The sequence below is a fragment of the Pirellulimonas nuda genome (assembly GCF_007750855.1).
Lineage (GTDB): Bacteria > Planctomycetota > Planctomycetia > Pirellulales > Lacipirellulaceae > Pirellulimonas > Pirellulimonas nuda.
Genome location: NZ_CP036291.1, coordinates 2,439,084 through 2,459,091, shown reverse-complemented (window position 1 = coordinate 2,459,091; position 20,008 = coordinate 2,439,084). Strand labels below are relative to the sequence as shown.

General features: G+C 64.9%; 20 protein-coding genes. 9 read left to right on the top strand and 11 right to left on the bottom strand.

What is annotated here, in order from left to right:
* Window positions 1-160: 160 nt before the first annotated feature.
* Both Pla175_RS09975 and Pla175_RS09970 read left to right on the top strand, forming a co-directional pair.
* A complete protein-coding gene (locus Pla175_RS09975; RefSeq protein WP_231954316.1) occupies window positions 161-1,594 on the top strand; it encodes an ammonium transporter in 1,434 nt (477 codons plus the stop codon).
* A 908-nt stretch (window positions 1,595-2,502) separates the two neighbouring features.
* A complete protein-coding gene (locus Pla175_RS09970) occupies window positions 2,503-2,850 on the top strand; it encodes a P-II family nitrogen regulator (protein WP_145283752.1) in 348 nt (115 codons plus the stop codon).
* A 487-nt stretch (window positions 2,851-3,337) separates the two neighbouring features.
* Here Pla175_RS09970 and Pla175_RS09965 read toward each other — a convergent pair whose 3' ends face one another.
* Complete coding sequence (locus tag Pla175_RS09965; RefSeq protein ID WP_315851500.1) at window positions 3,338-4,615, bottom strand: IS701 family transposase; 1,278 nt, start codon at window positions 4,613-4,615, stop codon at window positions 3,338-3,340.
* 164 nt (window positions 4,616-4,779) lie between these two features.
* On the opposite strand from Pla175_RS09965, the gene Pla175_RS09960 reads away from it, so the two are divergent.
* Window positions 4,780-5,004 carry a pilus assembly protein HicB gene (locus Pla175_RS09960; RefSeq protein WP_145283750.1) on the top strand — a complete coding sequence of 75 codons (225 nt, stop codon included), beginning with the start codon at window positions 4,780-4,782 and terminating at the stop codon, window positions 5,002-5,004.
* A gap of 170 nt (window positions 5,005-5,174) precedes the next feature.
* Here the strand turns inward: Pla175_RS09960 and atpC are convergent, their stop codons facing one another.
* From atpC to Pla175_RS09915, 9 genes are all read right to left on the bottom strand, one after another.
* Window positions 5,175-5,588 carry an ATP synthase F1 subunit epsilon gene (gene atpC, locus Pla175_RS09955; RefSeq protein WP_145283748.1) on the bottom strand — a complete coding sequence of 138 codons (414 nt, stop codon included), beginning with the start codon at window positions 5,586-5,588 and terminating at the stop codon, window positions 5,175-5,177.
* A 99-nt stretch (window positions 5,589-5,687) separates the two neighbouring features.
* The gene (gene atpD / locus Pla175_RS09950; RefSeq protein WP_145283746.1) at window positions 5,688-7,130 is read right to left on the bottom strand and encodes a F0F1 ATP synthase subunit beta; all 1,443 of its coding nucleotides are present in this window, start codon (window positions 7,128-7,130) and stop codon (window positions 5,688-5,690) included.
* A 142-nt stretch (window positions 7,131-7,272) separates the two neighbouring features.
* Complete coding sequence (gene atpG / locus Pla175_RS09945) at window positions 7,273-8,151, bottom strand: ATP synthase F1 subunit gamma (protein ID WP_145283744.1); 879 nt, start codon at window positions 8,149-8,151, stop codon at window positions 7,273-7,275.
* Window positions 8,152-8,271: 120 nt separating this feature from the next.
* The gene (gene atpA, locus Pla175_RS09940) at window positions 8,272-9,786 is read right to left on the bottom strand and encodes a F0F1 ATP synthase subunit alpha (RefSeq protein ID WP_145283742.1); all 1,515 of its coding nucleotides are present in this window, start codon (window positions 9,784-9,786) and stop codon (window positions 8,272-8,274) included.
* 347 nt (window positions 9,787-10,133) lie between these two features.
* On the bottom strand, window positions 10,134-10,784 hold the full coding sequence (gene atpH / locus Pla175_RS09935) for an ATP synthase F1 subunit delta (RefSeq protein WP_145283740.1): 651 nt from the start codon (window positions 10,782-10,784) through the stop codon (window positions 10,134-10,136).
* A 24-nt stretch (window positions 10,785-10,808) separates the two neighbouring features.
* On the bottom strand, window positions 10,809-11,486 hold the full coding sequence (gene atpF, locus Pla175_RS09930) for a F0F1 ATP synthase subunit B (RefSeq protein ID WP_145283738.1): 678 nt from the start codon (window positions 11,484-11,486) through the stop codon (window positions 10,809-10,811).
* Window positions 11,487-11,555: 69 nt separating this feature from the next.
* Complete coding sequence (gene atpE, locus Pla175_RS27050) at window positions 11,556-11,882, bottom strand: ATP synthase F0 subunit C (protein ID WP_391527856.1); 327 nt, start codon at window positions 11,880-11,882, stop codon at window positions 11,556-11,558.
* A 42-nt stretch (window positions 11,883-11,924) separates the two neighbouring features.
* The gene (gene atpB, locus Pla175_RS09920) at window positions 11,925-12,935 is read right to left on the bottom strand and encodes a F0F1 ATP synthase subunit A (RefSeq protein ID WP_145283736.1); all 1,011 of its coding nucleotides are present in this window, start codon (window positions 12,933-12,935) and stop codon (window positions 11,925-11,927) included.
* Window positions 12,936-13,424: 489 nt separating this feature from the next.
* Complete coding sequence (locus Pla175_RS09915; protein WP_145283734.1) at window positions 13,425-13,724, bottom strand: hypothetical protein; 300 nt, start codon at window positions 13,722-13,724, stop codon at window positions 13,425-13,427.
* Between the two features lie 470 nt (window positions 13,725-14,194).
* On the opposite strand from Pla175_RS09915, the gene Pla175_RS09910 reads away from it, so the two are divergent.
* From Pla175_RS09910 to larE, 3 genes are all read left to right on the top strand, one after another.
* Complete coding sequence (locus tag Pla175_RS09910; protein WP_145283732.1) at window positions 14,195-15,280, top strand: DUF4912 domain-containing protein; 1,086 nt, start codon at window positions 14,195-14,197, stop codon at window positions 15,278-15,280.
* Window positions 15,281-15,535: 255 nt separating this feature from the next.
* A complete protein-coding gene (locus Pla175_RS09905; protein ID WP_231954314.1) occupies window positions 15,536-16,363 on the top strand; it encodes a UvrB/UvrC motif-containing protein in 828 nt (275 codons plus the stop codon).
* On the top strand, window positions 16,360-17,208 hold the full coding sequence (gene larE / locus Pla175_RS09900) for an ATP-dependent sacrificial sulfur transferase LarE (RefSeq protein ID WP_145283727.1): 849 nt from the start codon (window positions 16,360-16,362) through the stop codon (window positions 17,206-17,208). Before Pla175_RS09905 ends, larE begins: the two co-directional genes overlap by 4 nt.
* A 68-nt stretch (window positions 17,209-17,276) precedes the next feature.
* Here larE and mntR read toward each other — a convergent pair whose 3' ends face one another.
* A complete protein-coding gene (gene mntR, locus Pla175_RS09895) occupies window positions 17,277-17,723 on the bottom strand; it encodes a manganese-binding transcriptional regulator MntR (RefSeq protein ID WP_145283725.1) in 447 nt (148 codons plus the stop codon).
* A gap of 114 nt (window positions 17,724-17,837) precedes the next feature.
* Here mntR and Pla175_RS09890 point away from each other — a divergent pair, with 114 nt between their 5' ends.
* From Pla175_RS09890 to Pla175_RS09880, 3 genes are read left to right on the top strand one after another with little or no spacing between them, the layout of a single operon-like run.
* Window positions 17,838-18,911: a DUF1559 domain-containing protein gene (locus Pla175_RS09890; RefSeq protein ID WP_145283722.1), complete on the top strand. Its 1,074-nt coding sequence runs from the start codon at window positions 17,838-17,840 to the stop codon at window positions 18,909-18,911.
* Window positions 18,908-19,225, top strand: a complete 318-nt coding sequence (locus Pla175_RS09885) for a hypothetical protein (RefSeq protein WP_145283720.1) — start codon at window positions 18,908-18,910, stop codon at window positions 19,223-19,225. The genes Pla175_RS09890 and Pla175_RS09885 overlap by 4 nt, the downstream gene beginning before the upstream one ends.
* A gap of 49 nt (window positions 19,226-19,274) precedes the next feature.
* Entirely contained in the window at window positions 19,275-19,964 is a 690-nt protein-coding gene (locus Pla175_RS09880; protein WP_145283718.1) for a DUF421 domain-containing protein, read from the top strand.
* The last annotated feature ends 44 nt before the right edge of the window (window positions 19,965-20,008 follow it).

Here is a 20,008-nt window from a genome sequence, read left to right as displayed (position 1 = left end):
AGCCAGACCGGTTGGTGCGGACGGACCCCGCTCACCAACCTCGCAAGTCCGCCTGGAATGGCGGCACGCTCGGCCGGAAACGCAGGTGGTTTCATAGAAAGGCGTTTTCGGCCGGCGGCAAGTTCCTTCTGACCAATCACTGAGTGAGGTGGGATTAACGATGACTTTTACGCTCAACCGATGCGGACTGCTGGCCATGCTTATGGCCGCGCTGTTCGCACTCTCAACGCCGCTCACGGCGTACGCTCAAGAAGACTCCGATTCGGCCTCGGTCGCAGCAGAAGAGGTGGCGGCCGAGCCGGTCGAGGAACCTGCCGATCTAGGCTTGGGCTTCGCGATCGACAATGCGATGCTGTTTATGTGTGCGGTACTGGTGTTCTTCATGCAGGCCGGCTTCGCCATGGTCGAAGCGGGCTTCAACAGCTCGAAGAACGCAGTGAATATCTTGTTCAAGAACTCGATGGACATCTGCGTCGGCGTGCTGCTGTTTTACACGATCGGCTTCGGGATCATGTATCCCTTTAGCTACGAGAAGTTCACGGATCAGTTCGACAAGATCTCCGAAGAGGAACCCGACGAAGAGGCTGCCACTGCAGCGATCGACAAGATCAAGGCCGAGAACGGTTACTTCGCGTTCGGTGGTTTCGGACTGGACCACTACACCTCGGTGGGACGATTCAGCCCGGAGACTGACTGGCTCTTTCAGGCGATGTTTGCCGCTACCGCAGCGACCATCGTCTCAGGCGCAGTTGCCGGCCGCATGAAGGTCGGCGGGTATCTGATCTATAGTGCGGTCATTACCGCGCTGATTTACCCCGTTAGCGGCATGTGGAAGTGGGGCGGAGGCTGGCTCGCCCAGATGGGCTTCATGGATTTCGCCGGCTCAGCCGTGGTGCACGGCGTCGGCGGCTTCGCCGGGCTTGCGGGGGCGATGATCATCGGACCGCGCATCGGTCGGTACGTCGATGGCAAATCGATCCCAATGCCTGGCCACAGCCTACCGCTCGCTGCATTGGGTGTATTCATCTTGTGGTTCGGCTGGTACGGGTTCAACCCCGGCAGTCAGCTCGCTTTCCACGAGACAAGCAACATGAATGTCGCTATGCATTGTGCCGTCACGACTACTCTGGCCGCCGGCGCCGGCGGTCTGGTTGCCACGCTTCTGAGCTGGGTGCTGTTCGGGAAGCCCGACCTCTCGATGGGCCTCAACGGCATCCTCGGTGGGTTGGTGGGCATTACCGCCTGCTGCGACGTGATGAACAACTGGGAAGCGATGGCTGTTGGCAGCATTGCTGCGGTGATCGTGATCGCGGGGGTCATGCTGCTCGACAAGCTCATGATCGACGATCCGGTTGGCGCGTTCCCGGTGCACGGTCTGTGCGGCGTGTGGGGTTGTCTTGCCATCGGCGTGTTCGGCAAGAACAGCTTTATGACGCAGTTGATCGGCACCGCCGCGATCTGCGGCTGGGCGTTTGTCACGATGCTGGCTCTGTTCTTGATCCTCAAGGCCGTCGGGCTGCTGCGGGTCTCTGCTGAAGAAGAGCAGAAGGGCCTCGACGTGAGCGAGCACGGCATGGCCGCTTACACGCACTAAGGATTTCTGGACGAGCAGGGATGCTCAACAAGCTTTGTTTCTGCTGAACCCCCGCATGCGACTTGGACGTGCTTATCCGCCTGGGCACGTCCAGGTCGCGGGGCAGCAGAAACCTAGAGATGGAGTCAGCAGGCGGACCCGAACAGCGTGTTCCCCCAAGGGAACCAAAGAGCCAACCGATTGCCCCACGTGCTCGGGCGGGTTATCCGCCTGGCCCGCCCGGGCCGGGGGCATGTTGGCAAGAGGCTGCGTGACGCGGCGAAGCAAAGCTTCGAGCGCCGCTCCGGGCCACGTAAATCAAGCTTCCTCCAAACGAGTGTCCTTGGGGTCCGGGCGGGTTATCCGCCTGGCCCGCCCGGCCCCGGGACTCTCTTTTGATTCCGCCTCACACTTGGTGGGGTCTCCGAGGCAGGTCGGAAATGCTTCTTGGCACTCAGCAACCGCGTGCTGCTATCAGACCGATCTGCTGAGCGAGCTGGTTTCGCGGACGCATTGGATTTCTTTCCCTCCGCCGCTGCCCCCCCGACGCAGTCGCACTCCCTCGTCCAGAAGGACGTCCCACGTGGCTTGGGTGGGCCCTCCGCCTGGTCCGCCCAAGCCGGGGCGTCCGTGCGGCTTCGCCGCGGGGAGTGTGGCTACGCCACGGGGCTGGGGGCTCGCCGCTTTGCGGCTGTTCGCCTGCGGCGAACGGGGCTGGGGGACGCGCAAGCGATGCTTGGCGTTGGAGCGAGCCGCGGCGGGCGCTACTTCTTCGATGGCATTCCGCCTCGCCTTGTCCGCGTCTATACTACATCGTCAATGCTCATCGCTTGCGCGTCCCCCAGCCCCGGTCGCGAAGCGACCAGCGGCGCAGCCGCGAGCCCCCATCCCCGTCCGCTGTAGGCGGACACACCCCGTGGCGAAGCCACATGAAGCTTATTATTGCGATTGTTCAGCCGAACAAACTGGAGGACGTAAAGACTGCGCTCTCCGAGGTAGAGGTGGTTCGCCTCACCATCATGGACGTGCAGGGCTTCGGCCGGCAGAAGGGGCAGACGGAGCTCTACCGCGGACACGAGATCGGCGTCAACCTGCTGCGTAAGGTGCAGCTCCAGATCGCGGTGAACGACGAGTTTGTGGAGCCCACCGTCAACGCCATCATCAAGGGCGGCCGCACCGGCGACCACGGCGAGATCGGCGACGGCAAGATCTTTGTCCTGCCGCTGGAAGACTGCGTGCGGATCCGCACGGGAGAGCGTGGGCCCGAGGCGATTTAGACCGGACATCGGCCACGAACAGGCGCGAAGGAGCACGAGAAGAGCTGACCGAGGGGTGGCTGGGATCGGAGCCGCTAGGCGGAATCCCCAGCAACTCCGGGGAGAGGCCGGTTCCTCGGTCCGATCCACCGCTTCGGGCTTCGGCTGACGTCTGCGACCCCAGTCACCTGATGCGTGGCGCTATGCCCAGGAAAGTTCGAGATCTACTTGACGATCTTCGCTCCGCCGGATTTGATCAAATCATCGGCGGCGGCAAAGGGTCTCATCGCAAGTTCGTCCACCCGCGTTATTCCGGCGCGGTAACGATAACACTACAGCGCTAGGTCACGTCCATCTGCAGCGTATCAGGCCTTTGAGAATGATGCCGTTTCTCCGCAGTTTTTTCAGGGTTCGCTTCCGGTGGGAGGCCCGCGCGGCGGCGTTGCGTTGTTGCCAGTGCTGGATGACGTTGGCGGTGTGCTCGATGAGCGTCGGCGAGGCCCGGCCGTTACGCTGCCAACTCGGCAGCAGCGCGCCGACGGCGGCGTGGACTTGGCAGACCGTGACCTCCGGATTTTTTCCCCCGCAGCCGTTCACGACAGCGGGCCAGGAACAAGTAGCTGACGCACGACAGGATCAAGTGGCGTTTGAGACCGAGGTAACAGCGGCCCTCCCACTGATCGAGTCCGATCTCCTGCTTCTGGTCGCGGAAGCACCGTTCGACGCGCCACCGCGAGAACGCGACCAGCAACAACGTCTCGACGGTCGTGTCGGACGGGGCGTTGCTGATGAAATACTTCACCTCATCGTGGTTCAACGCGTTGCGGGCGACGAGCAGGTGGAGTTCGATCCCCGGCAACCCGTCGTCGTTCTTCATGACGATGCGGGCGTGCTTCGCCTCCCACACGAGCGGCCCCTTCTCGCCGTCCTTCACGTAGTACCGGGTCCACGCTTGATCACGCAGCTCGGGCCAGTTCTCGGCGAGGTCTTGCACGCTCTGCGGGGCGCTCGCTGCGGCGACCAACCGCGGGACCTTGCGGGGCCGGCCGCGACCGCCGCGGCGAAAGGGTCGCTCCGTCACGCGCGGCCGGTCGGTCCAACACGAGAACGTCGTCGGGACCTCGGCGACGAAGCGTTGCTTTCGACCGTCCAAGCCCTGCAAAAACAGCGGCTTTCCGCCGTAGCCTTCGTCGAACGTCAGCCAGTCGAACATCACGCCGTGGGCCGCGGCCCGATCGCAAAGCTCCAGGGCGATCTTCCACTTGGAGCGGTAGACCATGTCCTCGGGAATGCCGGCGGCCCGACACCGCTGGCGGTCCTCCGACCAACTCTCCGGCAAGAACAGCTCGCCGTCGACCAGCGCGTGGAAGTCGCCGGTCGCGTAGCCCAAGTGGACCGTGACGATGCCGTTCTCCTGCTTGCCGACGCAGCCGCAGTACTGCCGCTGCACGCCGGGCGTCTTGTCCCCCTTCTTGACGTCGCTCGTTTCGTCGATCAGGCCGATCGAGTGCGGCCCCGCATGATCTCGGAGGACGATCTCTTGGAGTCGCCGGCGCACGGCGTCTTCGTCCCAGCGGTGCTGGGCCAGGAACTCTTGCAGCGTCCGCGGCGCCACTCCGGCGGCCAGCGCCATCGGCTCGCAACTCTTCGCGGGCAGTTCGGAGAGTTGGCCTTCGACGTAGGTTGGCAAGTGCGCACGAGTATCTCGACGCGAGAAACAGGCGTCGAATTCGTGCAAGTAACTCGTCAATTCCGGCTTCAAACGGCGGATCTCATCGGCGTCCATGCTAGCGGCCCTGCGCCAGGTCGCCCCCCTGCGACACCAACAACATGGCCGATCGCCCAAACGCAAACAAGATCAACGTAGCGCTGTAGTAATAAGCGGTAGGCCCAACGATGACGCAAAGCACTATCAAGAGAAGCAGGTCTGCAAAGCAATCGAGGCTATCGATGAAGACGATTGACCAGTACCACAAGTGGATTGAATGGAGCGAAGAGGATCAGGTCTATATCGGACGCTGCCCGGACCTCATTACCGGCATCCACGGCGACGACCCGATAGCCCTGTTTGGACAACTCAGAGCGACGCTAGATGAAGTAGTCGAGGCCTTTGCGACGAAGGGCAAGCCTCTGCCCCAACCATCTATACGGCCGATGCAAGACGTGATGCTGTAGAAACGTACGACAGAGGGTGGCGAGGATCGGAACCACTAGGCGGAGCCCTCAGCAGCCCCCCTTAGAAATGGATACATCGGTAAGAGCCACTGCTGGGAGCTTCGGCTAACGCGCACGACCCAGTCACCCACTAGGAGCAATTTTCTTGGCGTCCTTGGCGGCTCAAAACGTCAGGCCTTCTTGCCCGCCACGCGTAGTTGGCCTCGCGCCTGCGACACCAACCGGTCCCGCACCGCAATCTCTTCTGGCCCGGAGGCCGGGCGGCCCTGGGCCTCGGCGAGTTGTGCCGTCGCGGCCGCGGCGTCCACCTGATCGGCCAGCACGGCGCGGCCCGTGAGCACTGCGATGCGGTCGTCTTCAACCTGCACAAAGCCGCCGTCGACGTAGTAGCGCACCGTGGCGCCGGCGGAGCGAACACGCATCTCGCCGTACCCTAGCCGTCCGATCATTGGGCTGTGCTGATGACCGATGCCGATCTCGCCGTCGAACAGCGGCACCGTCACGAAGTCGGCCACGGTCTCCAGCACCGTCTGCTCGGGCGTAACGACCGAAACGTGGAGCTCGTTGGATTGCGGGTCGGCCATGTTGAATCTACCCGGTCGTGGGGTCCGCCGCGGCGGACCGTGATGCTACGTGAACAGTAACTCTGCCGCTGGGCCCGCCGGGGCGGGCCCAACAGGCGCTTACTTTTCCTGGCTCTTCTTCCACTGCTCTTCTGCCTGCTCGATGGCGCCGACATACATGAAGGAGCTCTCGGGGAGGTGGTCCCACTTGCCGTCGCAGATCTCGTTGAAGCTGCGGATGGTGTCGGCGATCGAGGTGAACTCACCCGACTTGCCCGTGAAGACTTCCGCCACGTAGAACGGCTGCGACAGGAACCGCTCGATGCGGCGGGCGCGGTGCACGATCTGCTTATCCGATTCGGAGAGCTCGTCGACGCCCAAAATCGCGATGATGTCTTGCAGCTCGCGGTACCGCTGCAGCGTGGTCTGCACCCGGCGGGCGCAGTCGTAGTGGGCCTGGCCCACGTACTGCGGGTCGAGGATCCGGCTGGAGGAGGCCAACGGGTCGGCCGCGGGGTAGATGCCCTTCTCGGAGATCGACCGCTCCAGGTAGATGAACGCGTCGAGCTGGCCGAACGCGGTCGCGGGCGCCGGGTCGGTCGGGTCGTCCGCCGGCACGTAGACGGCTTGGACCGAGGTGATGGCCCCCTTGCTGGTCGAGGCGATCCGCTCCTGCAGGGCGCCCATCTCGCTGGCGAGCGTCGGCTGGTAACCCACCGCGCTGGGCATACGCCCCAGCAGCGCGGAGACCTCTGAGCCCGCTTGCGAGAAGCGGAAGATGTTGTCGACGAATAGCAGCGTGTCCGCGCCCGTGGTGTCGCGGAAGTACTCGGCCATCGTGAGGGCCGAGAGGGCGACCCGCAGACGCGAGCCCGGCGGCTCGTTCATCTGGCCGAACACCATGCAGGTTTGCTCGATGACGCTGCGGCCGGTATCGCCGATCTTGGTGTCTTGCATCTCGAGCCACAGGTCGGTCCCCTCGCGGGTCCGCTCGCCGACGCCGGCGAACACCGAGTAGCCGCCGTGCTGCTTGGCGATACGGGCGATCAGCTCGGTGAGGATAACCGTTTTGCCCAGACCGGCGCCGCCGAACAGGCCCGCCTTGCCGCCGCGGACGAACGGCGTAAGCAGGTCGATCACCTTAATGCCGGTCTCGAACAGCTCCGTCTTGGTCGACAGGTTCTCGAGCTTGGGCGCCTCGCGGTGGATGGGCCAACGCTCTTCGGCCTCCACCGGTCCGCGGCCGTCGACCGGGTTGCCCAGAACGTTGAACACCCGCCCCAGGGTCGCGGTGCCGACTGGCACGCTGATGGGCCCGCCGGTGTCTACGACTTCTTCGCCGCGGATCAGGCCGTCGGTGCTGCCCAGGGCGATGCAGCGGACACGGCCGCCGCCGAGGTGCTGCTGCACCTCGCCCGTGAGATCGATCGTGACCCCTTTGTGCTCCGACTGAATACGCACGGCGTTGTAGATCGCCGGCATCGCGCCTTCGGGAAACTCAACGTCGAACGTCGAGCCAATGACTTGAGTGATGCGTCCGGTCGTCATGGTGGCTGTAGACATAACTCACGTGGGATTGGTTTGCGGTTGCTCGTGTGTCTAGGTTTTGACCACGGATAGCACGGGTTTCACGGATGATTCTGTAGGGTGCACGCAGTGCACCGGCGCCTCGCACAATGATGCACTGCGTGCACCCTACAAACTGCTAGCTAATCGCCTCGACGCCGCCGATCAGGTCCATCAGCTCCGACGTAATCCGGCCCTGGCGGGCGCGGTTGTACTCCATGCTCAGCCGTTTGATCAGGTCGGACGCGTTCTCGGTGGCGCCCTTCATGGCGACCATGCGGGCGATCTGCTCGCTCACCGCCGAATCGAGCATGCACTTGAACAGCTTGACCTTGAAGCTGGTCGGCACAACCTCCTCCAAGATGCTCTCGGGGGAGGGGAGGAACTCGTACACCGACGCCGGCCCGCCCGTTTCTACAGCGGCTTCGACGCCGAGCCCGCCCAGCGGCAGCAGGGTCTCGACCGCGACCGACTGTTTGGAGATCGACTCAAACTTCATGTAGACCACGTCGAGCCGGTCGATCCGCCCGCAGGCGTAATCATCCAACAGGCGGGTGGCCAGCACGTCGACCTCGTCGAAGCGCGGCTTGTCTTCAAAGTGGGTGTACGTGGTGTGGGCGGGGATGCCGCGGAACTTAAACCCGGCGATGCCCCGCTTTCCGCTGATCTCTAGCCGACGATCGGCGGCGGCCTGGCCCAGCTCTTCCCACGCCCGCAGCCCGGCGCGGATCAGGTTGCCGTTATAGCCGCCGCACAGCCCGCGGTTGGCGGTCAGCAGCAGCATCGCGGCGTTCTTTACCTCGTCGCGGCGTTCGAGCAGCGGGTGGCTGATCTCTAGCCCGGCGCGGGTTAGGTCGCTCACCAACCGCGTAATGCGGTCGGTGTAGGCCGTGGCGGCCGCCGCGCGGTCCATAGCCTTCTTGAACCGCGCCGTGGCGATCAGCTCCATCGTCCGAGTGATCTTCTTGATGTTGCGGATGCTCTTGCGCCGCTTATCAAGTGCTCTGGGGTTGGCCATGGCTGTGTGTTGTAGGATGGGTCAAGCTCGCCGCAGGCGTGCGCTGACCCATCGTGGGGCTCGATCGCGTGATGGGTCGGCGTACGCCTTTGGCGTGCTCGTCCCACCCCACAAAGGCTACTACTTGGTGGTGTTGAACTCGGACTGGTAGAGTTTCAGCGCCGCATCGATCTTCTCGATCAGCTCGTCAGTCATCTCCGGTTTGTCGGCGAGCGCCTGACGGATCTCGGGGGTTTGATCGTGCAGGAACTGCACGAAGCCCTTCTCCCACCGGCCGACCTCGCTCACCGGGACCTTGTCGAGGTGGCCACGGGTGCCGGCGTAGATCACCAAGATCTCGTCGATCGTGTTCATCGGGGCGTACTGACCCTGCTTGAGCAGCTCGACCATGCGATAGCCGCGGTCGAGGCGCTGCTGCGTTACGGGGTCGAGCTCGGTGCCAAGCTGGGCGAACGCCTCAAGCTCGCGGAAGCTCGCCAGGTCGAGCCGCAGGCCGCCGGCGACCTTCTTCATCGCCTTGACCTGGGCGGCGCCGCCGACGCGGCTAACGCTGATGCCGGCGTTCATGGCGGGCTTAATGCCGGCGAAGAACAGGTCGGGTTGCAGGTAGATCTGGCCGTCGGTGATCGAGATGACGTTCGTCGGGATGTAGGCGGAGACCTCGCCTTCGAGCGTCTCGATGATCGGCAGCGAGGTGAGCGAGCCGCCGCCCAGGGCGTCCGAAAGCTTCGCGGACCGCTCGAGCAGCCGGCTGTGGCAGTAGAACACGTCGCCCGGGTAGGCCTCGCGTCCCGGCGGACGCCGCATCAGCAGGGAGAGCTCACGGTAGGCGACCGCCTGCTTGCTGAGGTCGTCGTAGACGATCAGGGCGTGGCCGCCGCCGAACATGTAGTGCTCCGCCATCGCCGTGCCCGAGTAGGGGGCGATGTACTGAAGCGGCGCCGGGTCGCTGGCGCCCGCCACGATGACCGTGGTGTAGTCCATGGCGCCGGTTTCACGCAACTTCTCGATGACGCCGGCGACGGTCGACTCCTTTTGACCAACCGCCACGTAGAAGCACTTCACGCCGGAGTCTTTCTGATTGATGATCGCGTCGACCGCGATGGCGGTCTTGCCCGTCTTGCGGTCGCCGATGATCAGCTCGCGCTGGCCGCGGCCGATGGGGGTCATCGCGTCGATCGCCTTGATGCCGGTCTGCATCGGCTCGTGCACCGGCTGTCGTTCGGCAACGCCGGTGGCGATCACCTCGACGGGGCGTGTCTTATTGGTGACGATCGGCCCCTTGCCGTCGAGCGGCACGCCGAGCGGGTCGACCACGCGGCCCAGCAGCTCGTCGCCCACCGGCACGCTTAGCAGCGTGCCGGTACTGGTGACTTCTTCTCCCTCGAAGATCTGTAGGTAGTCGCCGAGGATGATAACGCCGACCGAGTTCTCTTCCAGGTTGAACGCCAGCCCCACGGCGCCGTTCTTGAAGCGGACCATCTCGCCCGCCATCACGCCACTGAGCCCGTAAACCTGGGCGATGCCGTCGCCCACCTCCAGAACACGGCCAACCTCGCGCACGTCGATCTGGGCGCTGTAGTTGGCGATCTCCTGCTGGATGACCGACGCGATCTCGTCGCTATTAAACTTCATCGTTACTCTCAGGACGGTTGGTCTAGGCGACGGGTCGCCGGCAGGTTTTGAACAGTCTTCTACGCTGGGATTACCACTTAGCCAGGGGGGAAGCAGAGAGGGAACGAGCAGCCCCGCGAATCATGCCAATCAAGCGAATAGGAGCAGCAGGGATTGATGAAGCGAAGCGTCGCCACACCTCGAAGGCGAGTTAGGAAGCCACCGAGACGGCGGCAGCCACCCTCAACCCCACACCCATCTTTTCCTCTTGCCATACTCACTTGACGAGCTCGGAATCGCGATCCAGCTCTTTTCTTCTCTGTGTCCTCCGTGGCTCTGTGGTTAACCTTCTTAGTCGGTGTGACGTATCAATGGTTTGATGCGGCTTCGCTGAGGAAGTGCATCGGATTGTCTTCGATGCGCTGGATCACATGCTGCACGATCGCTTGATGAGCCTTGCGGAAGGCGTTGCTCACCGAACCGTCGTACACGGTGTCCCCCACACGCAGCACGATGCCGGCCACGAGCGAGGGGTCGACCGTTACCGACACGACCGGCTCGAAGCCGAAACGCGAGCGGACGCCCCCCACGATCTCTTCTTGAAGCTCGGGGGAGAGCTGGTGGGCGACCGAGATCTCGACCCGGCGACGCCCCTGTTCTTCGTCGTAGATCTTGCGGACGTGCCGCGACGCGGCACCGATCAGCTCGGCGCGGTTGTGACGCGACATCACCCGCAACAGGTTGAGCACCGGCTCGCCGACCCGACCGCCGAAGACCCGCTCCAACATCGCGATCCGGTCTTCTTGCGACACGAAAGCGCTGCGGATCGCTTCGGCGAACTCCGGGTGAGGGCGGATGGCGTCTCGCTCGATCGCTTCGAGCTGCTCGACCCACTCGCCGCGCTGCGGGTCCCCAGCGACCGCGCCAAGGAACGCCTCGGCGTAGGTCCGCGCAATCTGCTCGGCGGTGACATCCATCACCGTCTCGTGCTTGGGAACCGCGTTTGGGTCAATCGCCATGACGTGCCGTCGCCTCGAAGAACGTCAGTTGTTGCTGGGGGAGTTTGCCGTGAAGCTCCCCATCGCCTCGCGGACGATCTCGGTCTGCCGGTCCTGCGAGATGTCTTGCCGGACCACACGTGCCGCCAAGTCGATCGCCAGGTTGGCGCTGTGCTCGGCCATCTGCTTGATGGCGGAGTCGCGTGCCTGGTCGATCTCCCGCACGCCGCGATCGCGTTCCGCCTTCGCGGCCGCGGTCGCCTCGGCCACGATGCTGCTCTTGGTAGCCTCGGCGTCGCGACGCGCCTCGTCCAGCATCTCACGCACCTGCTGAGCCGCGCCCGCCAGCTTCGCCTCGTGCTCGATAAGCACGCGCTTGGCCTCTTCGTGCTTTTGAAGTGCGGACGCGATGTCGCCGGCGATGCCGTCCTCGCGGGCCTTGAGGGCCGCCAGGATCGGCTTCCAAGCGAACTTGGTGAGCACCGCGAGCATCACGAAGAAGACCGCGGCGGTCCACAACGCAAGGTCGGGGTCGAACGTCAGCGGGTTGGGGGGCGTTTCTCCCGTGCTCAACTCTTGGGAGATCAGGCCCTCGTCCGCTGGGTTCTCGTCCGCCAAGGCAGTGGATGCCGGCGCGACAACCGCAGCGACCAGCGCCACGGCCAGCGTCGCTGGCAGTGCCCAAGCCTTCGGCAAGCCGAAGCGATATCGAAGCAGACTCATATACAGAGCTCCGTGGCTAGGCCGTTGACGCCCGAGCAGCCGCGCTGCCGGGCGGGGCAGGCTGCCGGACTACATCAGGAAGCCGACAAGGATCAGCGCAAAGAACGTGGCGCCTTCGATCAGCGCGGCGGAGATCAGCATCGCGGTCTGGATGCTGTTGGCGGCCTCGGGCTGGCGGCCCATCGCCTCAACAGCCTGACCTCCGATGCGACCGATGCCAAAACCGGCGCCCAAGATCACCAGGCCCGAGCCGATGGCCTTGCCCAGAGCGGATAGGCCGTAGCCTTCGGCCTGCGCCACCTCAACCTGCTCCTCGACGGTGCCGCCCTGAGCCATCGCAAGCGACGGGGCCATTACGGCAAAACTGCACACAACCAGCATCAACAAGTTCTTCACGGACAGGGTCTCCCCAACAGGTGAATGGTCCTCAGCCGGCGCCTAGTGCGGGTGTGCCGCGGCGCCGATGAACAAAGCGGACAGGAAGGTAAAAATGTACGCCTGCAAAAAGGCGACAAACAGTTCGAGCAGACTCAGGGCAGCGCCCCCCAGCACTGCGGCAGGGGCAACCACACCGTAGGTAGCCAGGGCCGGCAGCGAATTGGCCGCCAGCGCGATGAACCCAACAATCACGGCCAGCACGATGTGACCCGCCATCATGTTGGCCAACAACCGGACGGCCAGCACGAAGTGCTTAATGAACATGCCGAGGATTTCGATCGCAAAGATCAGCGGCACCAGGATGTAGCCGATCGGCTTGGGGAGGTCCATCGCCGGGACCTGGGCCTTCAAGAAGCCCACGAAGCCCATCTTCTCAATCCCTACCTTCAACACCATGCCAAACGTCACCAGGGCAAGCGCCGCGGTGGTGGCCAACGCGCCGGTGGCGGTGCCCATCCAGGGGACCATCCCCAGCAGGTTGCAGCCCAGCACGAAGAAGAAGATCGTCCACAGGAACGGGACAAAGCGGTCCGCGTCGTGCTCGCCGATGGTCGGCTTGGCGACCTGCTCGCGGATGAACACCAGCATCGCCTCGAACAGGTTGGTCAACATGCCCCGCGGGCCGCCACCCTTGAGCAGCCGGCTTGCGAGCAGGCCGAACAGGGCGACGCAGATGAGCGCCACGACCGCTTCGAGCAGCATGAATTTGGTGAACACCAGGTCGAGTGGCTGGACCGTGGTGTCGATCAGATTGTTGCCCGTGTGGGGCGCCCAGATTGACGCGTATTGAACGTGGTGGTCGCCACCGCCGTGGTCCCCCCCATCGTGGCCCGCACCTTCGTGAGCTGCGCTCCCATCGGCGTGGTGCTCATCCTCAACCACACGAGCAAAGGGCTGGGGGAGCGAGACGTGGCCCTTGTTGCCGATCGAGCGTGGGAAATGGAAGTACGGCGCGTCCTGCACGTGGCTGAACAGCTCGGCCGGCGACATGGGATCACGAGATTCCGCCATTCGAAAGCTACCGCAGGTTAATTCAGCCAGGGATCAGGAAGCAGCGACGATCGAGCGCCCTACACGCGACGGGCCGGCTTGGTTTGTGGGGCCGGCTTGATTCGTGCGGGAAGTGTGGCCCATTACGGCCATCGCATCAACCGCCAGAAGGGTTGCGTAGAACGGGGCTGTCACGAGAACCGCCATTGGGTCGCCGGAAAACCGAGCGATGACCGCCGCTGTGGTCAGGAACACCCCCAAGCGGAGCAGTAAATTCACCATCAGCGGCGCTAGCCCAACGGCCGCCAGGCCGAAGCAGGGAAGCACGACCGCCGACGTGAAAATGCAGACCGCCGCAACAGAGGCCGACAACCCGGTCGCCCAATACCCGTCGGCCCCAACGCTCCATCCGGCGAGCGGCGCCACGAGCACCGCGACGGCACACACGGCCGCAATCGGTCGCAGTGCTAATCGGAATCGGGGCGTTCTTGCAATCACGGCTGAGGGTTTCTATTTCTCGCGGTTATTGGCCGCAACACCCGAAGGGCGTTTGGGCCGACCGCTGCTTTGGTCAGCGGTCAACTTGATCAAGTAACGGATCGCGAGCACGCTGCCTCCCGCGAACCCCACCACGCCGAACACGGCGACCGAACCGATCTGGCTGTCGAGCCAAAACCCCAGCAAGCCAGGAATCACCATCAGCAGGCCAACAAACGTCAGACGCCCGACCCACCAGCTAGCTAGCGCGGTGGGAGGAGTCCGATCGCCCAGCTCCTCTTTGGCCGACTCGCCACCAGGCCGCAAACCCATTGCAACAAACGCTTTAGGGAAAACCCAGCAGACTTGCCGCAGGAGGGCGTGAACTCGCTTGCGCCACCGATGTCGAGCAGTCTACGAACCGCAAACCCGGACTGTCAACGCCCTTGGGTCGAATTTGTGCATTTTTTCACAAAGTACTTGCCGTAACGAGCCGCAGACTGTCAAACCTTGCCGCCTTGCGAAACACCGCAATCCGTAAAGCCTTTTCCATAAAGACTTTACACGCACACAGGCAGGTCTGTCCGGGGCGTGATCTGCTTGCAGAATCGCGCGCCGTCGATTAGCCTGAGAACTATGCCAGGGAAGGCGTCCGCCTGTGGTCCCTCACGACTGCTGGCGCGATCCGTTCGTGTCGATCGGTTTTGGTACGTGGATTGCCTAGGACTTACGTTCGGGGCAATGCTTCCCACAGCCGGTTCGAGCCGCAGGCCGCGTCCCTCGCCCCTCTCGTATCGGCTTCCATGACTGCTTCGACGCTACGTGCATATAGCTGCAAAGACCTCGCCCAGATGGCCCGCTCCGAAGGCGTGAGTGGTTGGCACGCGATGCGGAAAGACGAGCTCGTGGACGCCCTGGTGAAGGCGGCCCGACGCCGGAAGAACGCCCCGGAGCGTAGCAGCACCAAGCGGGCCACGGCGCGAACGACCGGCCGGGGCACGCGCGCCACGGCCCCCACTGCGAAGCCCCGCCGCACGCCGGCGCGCATCAGTTCGATGAACCGGACGGCCAGCGAGCGTAAGAACTTGGCCGGCGACAGCGCCGCCGCGCGGGACCGCTTGGTGGTAATGGTCCGCGACCCCTACTGGCTGCACGCGGTGTGGGAACTCTCCCCCCAGAGCGTTGAACGGGCGCGGTCCGCCCTCGGGCCCGCTTGGCATGCCGCTCGCCCTGTCCTGCGGCTGTTTCGTGTCGCGGCCGACGGCAGCGCCAAGCCGCTGCGGCAGATCGAGATCCACGGCGGCGTGCGCCATTGGTACATCGATGTAGCCGATCCCCCTTCTAGCTTTCGGCTCGAAATCGGCTACGCCACCTCGACGGCACAGTTCTTCAGCCTCGCCCGCAGCAACACCGTCACGACTCCGACGCCCGGTTCGGAAGAAATGGTGGACCGCAACTGGGCAGACGTCGCCGACAACGCCGACCGTATCTACGCCATGAGCGGCGGCTACAGCGCAGACGGCGTGAGCTTAGAGCTGCAAGAGCTGCTCGAAGAACGGCTGCGGCGCAAGCTAGGACGCCCGTCAAACACCCGCTACGGCGCCGGCGCGGCGGTCGTCGGGGGCGAAACGTTGAAATTGGCGCTCGACGCTGAGTTGATCGTCTTTGGATCGACCAGCCCGAACGCCCACGTCACCGTCCAGGGCGAGCCGGCCGAGATCCGCCCCGACGGCGGTTTTGCGGTCAAGATCCACCTCCCCGAGCGTCGGCAGGTGATCCCGGTGGTCGCTAGCTCGCCCGACGGCGTTGAGCAGCGCACCGTCATCCTGGGTGTCGAACGCAACACGAAAGTGCTGGACGCCTCGTCGCGGGACTCGAACTCGATCTGATCCCACGAACCGGCCCCGGGACACGAGACTCCTGCCCATCGCACGTACGCCCGAGAGGGGTGCGAGGCGCTGCCACGGTGCGTTCGGACGCCAGAAGGCCCACCCGCGGCTGATCGCCGCGTGGCGCCGGCCCCTTGTGGTCGCTGCGATCCGGCGTTGGACGGGACCGCCCACGCGCCTACGATAGGAGCGGGCCCAGGCCAAATTGCTGCGTGCCCTGTTCGTGGAACACCCCCGCACAACCCGCGATTGCTTGTGGCTTCCAAAGACCTCCAGCCGATCTTGGCCGACTGGCCCTTTGACCCCTCGGGGCTCAGCGTGCGCGCTATACAGGGCGAGGACGGCGTGCCGAAGATCCAGCTTCGGATCGACCTGGGGGTGATGCAGATGAACCGCGACGGTCGGCCCGACGGGCAGACCTTCGACGGCGCCGAGTCGCTGCTCGACTTCTGCCGCAACCGCCAGCGTGAGCACGACACCGCGAACCCAGACGGCGCCCCGTACCAGCTCGACTCGATGGCCTGCTCGGAACTGATGCGCGAAGGGGCCCAGTTCTACCACCGCTACATCTGCTTCTGGCGGCTCGGCTGGTATGAGCTGTGCGCCCGCGACACCCGCCGCAACCTGCGGCTGTTCGAGTTTGTCCAACGCCACGCCGCCCACGAACGCGACAAACGGCAATTCGACCAATGGCGCCCGTACGTGACGATGATGCACGCCCGCGCGGTGGCCACGCCGCTGATCGAGCTGCGGCAGTGGGACGCCGCGCTCGGGGCGATCACGGCCGGGGTCGTATCGATCGAGGCCTTCTTGGACGAACGCGGGCAGCAGGATCAAGCCGACGAGGTGTCCGAGCTGGTCTCGCTCCGTCGCTGGCGAACGGAGGTGGAGGGGCTCGCCGGCGAAGAAGGGCCGACGGTCGACGCCGCGGCGATCGACCCCGCCGCGCGGCTCGAGCGGCGGCTCGAAGAGGCCGTCGCCGAAGAACGCTACGAAGAGGCGTCGCGGCTCCGTGACCAGCTCGAGAACCTCGGCGGCCCGCACGCGCCGATCGACCCCCACGACGCGGACTCTCAGCCGTGAACAACGCCCCCGCCGCCCCCCGCGACCCGGCCGACCTGGCGCGCCGGCTGACCGACACGCTCAAGGGCTACGGCTCGTGCGCCGTGGCGTTCTCCGCCGGGGTCGACAGCACCGTCGTGGTCAAGGCGGCCTGCCTGGCGCTAGGCGAGCGGGGGGTGGCGGTGACGGGCGTGGGTCCCGCGCTGGCCCAGAGCGAGCTGGCCGATGCGCGCCGCCTTGCGGCCCAAGTCGGCGTCCGGCACATCGAGGTTCCCACAGACGAATCGCAGCAGCCGGGCTACATCCGCAACGCGCCGGACCGCTGCTTCCACTGCAAGACCGAGCTGTACACCCACGTCGAGCGCGTCGCGCAAGAGCTCGGCCTGGCCGTGCTGTGCAACGGCGCCAACTCCGACGATCTAGGTGACTACCGCCCGGGGATGCAAGCGGCCCGCGACTTCGAGGTCCGCAGCCCGCTGGTCGAGTGCGGCATGACCAAGGCCGACGTCCGCGCCCTCGCCAAGCACTGGGACCTGTCTGTCTGGGACAAGCCGGCCGCGCCCTGCCTTGCGAGCCGGATCGCTTACGGCGTGCAGGTCACCCCAGAGAGGCTCGGGATGATCGAACAGGCAGAACGCTACGTCCGTTCGTTGGGGGCGACCGATTTGCGCGTTCGCCTGCACCCCGGTGAGCTGGCGCGGATCGAGGTCCCCGCGGACGAGATTGCGCGGCTGTGCGCTCATCTGGTGCGTACGGAATTGGCGCAACGTTTCCGCGATATCGGCTTTTCTGCCGTGACGATCGACCTCGAAGGGCTGCGGTCGGGGAATCTGAATGAGCTGATCGAGATCACCCTGAGTTCGTAGTGCCAGAACCTCAACAGGTGGGGCGCCCGGTGTCGGGGTCGGAGTCGACCCAGGTCATACTCTGACGGCTAGTGGGCTGAGACCTTCTCGTTTCCTGCGCTTCGGAGCTGCAGGGTCAGCTCCGCGAACCGCCTAAGCGTTTCGGCGCTCACGTGGTGCTCGATCCCTTCGGCGTCGATCAGCGCCACCCCCTCGCGGACCCCGATCGCCCGCAAAAAGTCAAGCACGATGCCGTGGCGCTTTCGCGCCGCGGACGCGAGACGCTTCCCTTTGGGAGTCAACCGGATCGGGGCGTAGGGCTCCGTCTCGGCCAGGCCGTCTCGTACGAGCCTGGTCACCGTGCGGGTGACGGTAACGTGGCTCACGGCGAAGCGTTTGGCGAGATCGACCACGCGGCAGACGCCCGCCTCTTGGGTGAGGTCGTCGATCGCTTCGACGTAGTCTTCGGCGGTTTCCGCGGCGTGGTCGCGGCGGGTGCGGCGGTGGGCGTCGGCGGAAGGGGAGGGGTCGGGCATAGGGAGCTGAACAATCCTGTGTCCTGAGAGGTTGACTTGCATTGTACCCGTGGCTACACTTTGCGGCAAATGTAGCCACGGCTACACTTTATCCCATCTTCCCGCGAGCCCGCCATGCGAACAGCGCCCACCCGATCTGCCAGCGGCTTCACCTTGGTAGAGCTGCTGGTGGTGATCGCCATCATCGGGCTGCTGATCGCGCTGCTGCTGCCGGCGGTGCAAGCCGCCCGCGAGGCGGCCCGACGGACGCAGTGCGGCAGCCAGCTCAAGCAGCTCGGCCTGGCGCTCCACAACTTCGAGGGCGCCCAGCGAAAGCTGCCGCCGGGGTACGCATCGCTCTCGCGCACCACACCCCCGTCGCCGCTCCGCGACCCGCAGACCTGGGACGCGCCCCCCGGCTGGGGGTGGACCGCCTACCTGCTCCCCTACCTGGAAGAAACAGCGACCGCCGACCAGATCGACTACGACGTGCCGCTATGGGCGCCGCGGCACAAGCCGGCCATCCTCGCCACGATCCCGACGCTGCTCTGCCCGTCCGACCCCGGACCGAAGAACCCGTTCCTCGTGGTCGATGCCGCCGGCGCCCCTGTTACGATCGCTGGAACCACGGTCGAGGTCGGCCGGTCGAACTACGTCGCTAGCCACGGGCAAGAATCGTGCTGGGGCGAGTGCGGCGCCACCCCCACGACGCTGGTGTTCACCAATATTTACACGAGCCAGACAAAAGAGATCACCCACAACGGCGACGTTTCTGTGGTTGCCGATGGGCCGTTCTTCCGCAACTCGGACGTGCGCTTCCGCGAAGTGACCGATGGCCTATCAAAGACGATCTTTCTCGGTGAGCACGCCGCGGAGCTGAGCGACAAGACCTGGGTCGGCGTCGTCCCCGGCGGCTCGACGCCGCCGCGTTTCACCACCCCCGAGAACGGCGCCGACGCCGCGGCGACGCTGGTGCTGGTGCACGGTGGGCCGTCTGGCGGCGAGCTCGACATCACCGGGCTGCCGATCATCCACCCCGTGAACTACCCCACCTACCACGTCGGCCAGATGTACGCCACGCACCCGGGGGGAGGCAACGTCTGCTTGGGAGACGCCTCGACCCGGTTCGTCAGCGACGACGTCGACCTGATCCTGTGGGCAGAAATGTCGAGCATCGCAGAAGAAGAAGTCTTGGAGAAAGAGCTATGAACCCCGCCAACTTAGGCGTCTCGGCCCGGCGCGGCTTGGCCTGCGCGCTTGTGATGATCACTGGCTGCGGCTACGGACCTGTGAGCCACGAGGCGTACCGCTACGCGCAGGCGCTGGTGGCGATCACCAACCGCCAAGCCGCAGACCGGTTGGACGGCCTAAGGACGCAGGTCGAGGCGTCGCAGGCGGCGGGCGACCTATCGCACCGCGAGGCCCTCTGGCTGCTTGCGATCGCCGAGAAAGCAGCGCGAGGCGACTGGGACCAGGCTCAGCAGTCCGCCCGGCAGATGATGGAAGACCAGGTCCAGCGTTAACCCCCGCCACTGTGCCGCGGCACGCCAATTGCGGCGTTGGCTAGCCGCCATGATCGAATTTGACCTGCAACGCATCTTCCTCGGCGACAAACCGCTGTGGTTCTTATTGGAGGTGGCGTTCCGCACGATCGTGATCTTCGGCTACACGCTGGTGTTGTTGCGCTGGATGGGCAAGCGTGGCATGGGGAACCTCACCCCGTTTGAGTTTGCCATCATCATCGCGCTTGGGTCGGCCGTTGGCGACCCGATGTTCTACGACGACGTCCCACTGCTGCACACGATGCTGGTGATCGCGTTGATCGTGGGCATGCAGCAACTGCTCTCTGTTATGACCGAGAAGCACCCGCGGATCGAACGCGCCCTGATGAGCAGCCCCAGGTTGCTGGTCTACCAAGGGACGATTAATTGCGACAACCTGCACTGCGAAGAGCTGTCGTGTGAAGACCTGTTCCAGGCCCTACGCGAACAGGGGGTCCGGCAGCTAGGGGAGGTCGAGTTGGCCTTCTTGGAGCCCTCGGGGAAGCTGAGCGTTCTGCGCTTCGCGAGCCCACGGGCGGGGCTCTCCGTACTGCCCACCTCACCGGACGGAGGCCCGCCCGACCCCGACCCGGCTCCGGGCTTGCAGAGCTGCCGCCGCTGCGGGCTGACGCGCCGGCGCGGCGGGGCGACCGAGCCGTCGTGCCCCTCCTGCCATGCCATGGAATGGACGACGTCGGTAATGCCCGCCGACAAAGAATGAGGCCCACCGACCGGCTCGCGGTTTGCACCACTGCATCGTCGGCG

Coding starts and splice junctions, on each gene's coding strand:
- Pla175_RS09975 (WP_231954316.1), top strand. CDS start 161: ATGACTTTTACGCTCAACCGATGCGGACTGCTGGCCATGCTTATGGCC.
- Pla175_RS09970 (WP_145283752.1), top strand. CDS start 2,503: ATGAAGCTTATTATTGCGATTGTTCAGCCGAACAAACTGGAGGACGTA.
- Pla175_RS09965 (WP_315851500.1), bottom strand. CDS start 4,615: ATGGACGCCGATGAGATCCGCCGTTTGAAGCCGGAATTGACGAGTTAC.
- Pla175_RS09960 (WP_145283750.1), top strand. CDS start 4,780: ATGAAGACGATTGACCAGTACCACAAGTGGATTGAATGGAGCGAAGAG.
- atpC (WP_145283748.1), bottom strand. CDS start 5,588: ATGGCCGACCCGCAATCCAACGAGCTCCACGTTTCGGTCGTTACGCCC.
- atpD (WP_145283746.1), bottom strand. CDS start 7,130: ATGTCTACAGCCACCATGACGACCGGACGCATCACTCAAGTCATTGGC.
- atpG (WP_145283744.1), bottom strand. CDS start 8,151: ATGGCCAACCCCAGAGCACTTGATAAGCGGCGCAAGAGCATCCGCAAC.
- atpA (WP_145283742.1), bottom strand. CDS start 9,786: ATGAAGTTTAATAGCGACGAGATCGCGTCGGTCATCCAGCAGGAGATC.
- atpH (WP_145283740.1), bottom strand. CDS start 10,784: ATGGCGATTGACCCAAACGCGGTTCCCAAGCACGAGACGGTGATGGAT.
- atpF (WP_145283738.1), bottom strand. CDS start 11,486: ATGAGTCTGCTTCGATATCGCTTCGGCTTGCCGAAGGCTTGGGCACTG.
- atpB (WP_145283736.1), bottom strand. CDS start 12,935: ATGGCGGAATCTCGTGATCCCATGTCGCCGGCCGAGCTGTTCAGCCAC.
- Pla175_RS09915 (WP_145283734.1), bottom strand. CDS start 13,724: ATGGGTTTGCGGCCTGGTGGCGAGTCGGCCAAAGAGGAGCTGGGCGAT.
- Pla175_RS09910 (WP_145283732.1), top strand. CDS start 14,195: ATGACTGCTTCGACGCTACGTGCATATAGCTGCAAAGACCTCGCCCAG.
- mntR (WP_145283725.1), bottom strand. CDS start 17,723: ATGCCCGACCCCTCCCCTTCCGCCGACGCCCACCGCCGCACCCGCCGC.
- Pla175_RS09890 (WP_145283722.1), top strand. CDS start 17,838: ATGCGAACAGCGCCCACCCGATCTGCCAGCGGCTTCACCTTGGTAGAG.
- Pla175_RS09885 (WP_145283720.1), top strand. CDS start 18,908: ATGAACCCCGCCAACTTAGGCGTCTCGGCCCGGCGCGGCTTGGCCTGC.
- Pla175_RS09880 (WP_145283718.1), top strand. CDS start 19,275: ATGATCGAATTTGACCTGCAACGCATCTTCCTCGGCGACAAACCGCTG.